Annotated in this window: 4 protein-coding genes; 3 read left to right on the top strand and 1 reads right to left on the bottom strand. The window is 45.5% G+C overall.

Annotation, left to right across the window (positions count from 1 at the left end; genetic code table 11):
- On the top strand, positions 1 to 1,436 hold a 1,436-nt coding region (locus QCH34_RS09855; RefSeq protein ID WP_300333509.1), incomplete at its 5' end, for a hypothetical protein.
- Between the two features lie 57 nt (positions 1,437 to 1,493).
- Positions 1,494 to 1,778: a hypothetical protein gene (locus tag QCH34_RS09850; RefSeq protein WP_300333506.1), complete on the top strand. Its 285-nt coding sequence runs from the start codon at positions 1,494 to 1,496 to the stop codon at positions 1,776 to 1,778.
- Between the two features lie 8 nt (positions 1,779 to 1,786).
- Here QCH34_RS09850 and QCH34_RS09845 read toward each other — a convergent pair whose 3' ends face one another.
- Positions 1,787 to 2,560: a phospholipase D-like domain-containing protein gene (locus QCH34_RS09845; RefSeq protein ID WP_300333504.1), complete on the bottom strand. Its 774-nt coding sequence runs from the start codon at positions 2,558 to 2,560 to the stop codon at positions 1,787 to 1,789.
- Positions 2,561 to 2,740: 180 nt separating this feature from the next.
- Here QCH34_RS09845 and QCH34_RS09840 point away from each other — a divergent pair, with 180 nt between their 5' ends.
- Entirely contained in the window at positions 2,741 to 2,908 is a 168-nt protein-coding gene (locus QCH34_RS09840) for a hypothetical protein (RefSeq protein ID WP_300333501.1), read from the top strand.
- The last annotated feature ends 114 nt before the right edge of the window (positions 2,909 to 3,022 follow it).

The raw sequence follows: 3,022 nt of genomic DNA, 5'->3' as shown, positions 1-3,022 counted from the left end.
CCACTAAACGAATAAAAAAACGATTCTCATTTAAATTAAAGATTCAATTATTTTTTATGACAAGGCCGGTTTTCATTATTATCATCGCATTGGTTGTATCTGCTCTTTTTTGCGGGTGCACTGATACGACAGCCGAACCTAAGCCAATAATTACAGCAGGATCCGCTGTTGTTACGGATCATATCGAAGAATTACCCCCTCCGGGAAATGATTATGTATTTGTTATCGTTCCTGTTACGATTGAGAATCCACAGGACAGTGCTCCTGTACTTCTTGATGATACACATTTGAGGCTTTCCACCAAGGGGGCTGGAGGGTATGATGTAATTTTGAAGGCGGATACTGGTGATTGGTACAAATCATATGAGGGATTCTTTTTCGACAATGAGGTATCTCCGATTGAGTATGGATTATTGCAGCCTGGGGAAAGCATTTCAGGAGATGTGCTCTTTATTGCGTTCGAAGACATTGCAGAACCCGTGGGAATCAGTATTATTGATGATGATGAATCCACGATAGGGAAGGGAAAGATCAGCGATTTTACTACGGATATTACGGGTTCTACGCGAGATAACACCCCGGGATATGGATCATCCTCGAATGCGCCAACTTCTGCCAAACCTTATGTTGAAGTCAACTCCGTAAATATTGCCGGTAAAATCAACGGTATGGTGCCATATGGTAAAGATCAAGGATATGATGAATTTCTGATACTTGATGTTACGATTGTCAATCCCGAAGGTTCAGGGTATGAGTTTCCGGTGAATGAAGAAACATTACTGATTAAAACTGCAAAAGGTCGTTCTGATTATATGTATTGGATGGATCCATCCGAAAGGGATTACGGGCTTGGAAATACTCTGGGTGGTTATATTCATGAAGGAGAGACATTATCAGGAGAATTGCTGTATGAAGTCCGTGATGATCTGGTCTACAAATCTCTCTGGTTGTGTCCTGATGGAAACCCTGATAATACAGTTCTCGGCGTTTATGAACTACAAAATATCGAAATCTTGGATACGCTAATTACTGCAGCTTATCCTTATGTTGAAGTCCAATCCGTGAAAATTGTTGACACCATTAGTGGTATAACGCCAGCTCATCAAAATCTCGGATATGATAAATTTTTGATACTTGATGTTACGGTTGTCAATCCCGAAGGTTCAGGATATGAGTTTCCGGTGAATGAAGAAACATTACAGATTATAACCGGAGATTATCTGTGGGATTATTGTGTTCCATTGGACACATTAAAAACCGAATCTGTGCTTGAAAATCCTCTGAACGATTATATTCATGAAGGAGAGACATTGTCAGGAGAATTGGTGTATGAAGTCCCAGATGGAATGGACTACATGTATGTACGGTTTTATCTTGATGATGTGGAACTGGGACACTTCTCCCTTCAAAATATTGTATCTCAGCCAGGCTATTAAGGGCATGAACTAATTATGAATTTTTTTTATTGAGACTCTGAGCTTTTCCAGACCTACGTGGTGCTCTCGGAGCGGGACATCGATGCGGAGATGCTCAACGTGATGGGCGTCAAGCAGAAGCCGCGCAAGCAGGAGAACGCCATGGCCCCCCGCCAGTGCCCCAAGTGCTACACCATCAACGGCCCGCTCTCCAACTACTGCACGGTCTGCGGCCGGGCCCTGAACCCCGAGGCGGAGGCCACCATGGGCGAGCTGAAGCGGGATATCAAGGATCACCCCGAGGCGATGCAGATGATGCTCAACACCACGCAGCGGGAGAATGGGAATGGAGAAGAGATTTAATTCAAAAATTATTTTCTGAAATGCTTATTGTAGCATTCGTTGCAGACCGGTCGCACTTTTGTGGTTGCCGCTTTGTCTCCACAGACATGGCAGTACTTCTCCCGGTAGTCTGGATTTTTAAACTTCGCCCAGGACGCAAAACATTCGCTGCAGAAGGGCTTTTCCGGGCGATAATCGATCATCTCGCCGCAGCGGATACAATAGCCAACCTCGCCGAAAACGGAGTCCGCAAGCTTCCCCAGGAATCCCTTTTTAAGAGATTTCTTAAGGTTTGGATTGATTGTCTGCTGCTTTTTCGGCCGGTCTGTATATTGTTTCTGATAGTGCGGTTTCTCAGCACTTTTCGTTTCGGATGTTTTCTTGCTCGCTTCGACAATAAGTGAAATCTCTTTGAGAGTGTCGGTGAACAGCTTGGCATCTTCTTCTTTCGAGAATTTCACCCCCATCTCCCAATTGCTCGTCTGGGAGTGCTCGTACAGATTCATGGTTGAAATGACGCCAACAGTTTCATTCAGATAGCATTTTGCGTGCAAATCGTCGCAGGCATAAATGGTGACGTTGTTTAAGCTTTGAAGGAATTGTTTGTCTTCATCCTTCAATGCCGCATCCGAGCGGTGAATGACAAAAATCTCTAAATTATTCCCATCGGTATTCTGGAGATATTTCTTGTTGATGGCCGTCAGGTGGATATATGGACTGATCAGATAGAGACGCTCTTCTGAGTTTTTGATCAGGTCGGCGAGCGCTGAACTGATTGCTGTGTTGTCGAGAAATTCTGCCATTTCGTGATCCCTTCAAAGTGAATATTTCCGCAAAGATTTGAAAAAGGTTCTTTTTTGCTTTTGCCGTGAAATTTCGGATATTCGTTTCCACGTTTATTGTACGATGCCCGGTTCACCTCTTTATGACACCCTGATCAACCCACTGTTCATGCATGGATTGCTGCAGAGGAGGTTCTCCTCATGAGTGTTCCATCGCCGGGGAATCCCCGTATTGTGTACACGGATCAGGTCGAGGCCCTGGTCCGGGAGTCGCCGTTCCTGGAGCGAATCGGCGATGCGATGGAACGGATCGGTGTCTGGAAGATCGTGGATAGGGAGGATGCGCAATGTATTCGAGCAGAACAGTGAAGGGCAGCCCACACATCGTCATGCCGGCCAGCACACACGAGGGGACTGCCGATCACACTACTACCGGAACCGGGATAATAGCACCGACGCCCCGGCAGCGGGCCATCATGGATG

It is taken from the genome of Methanocalculus sp. (assembly GCF_029762515.1).
In the GTDB taxonomy this organism is placed as follows: Archaea; Halobacteriota; Methanomicrobia; order Methanomicrobiales; family Methanocorpusculaceae; genus Methanocalculus.
The sequence above is the reverse complement of the archived record's forward strand: the minus strand, read 5'-3'. Positions and strand labels throughout refer to the sequence as shown.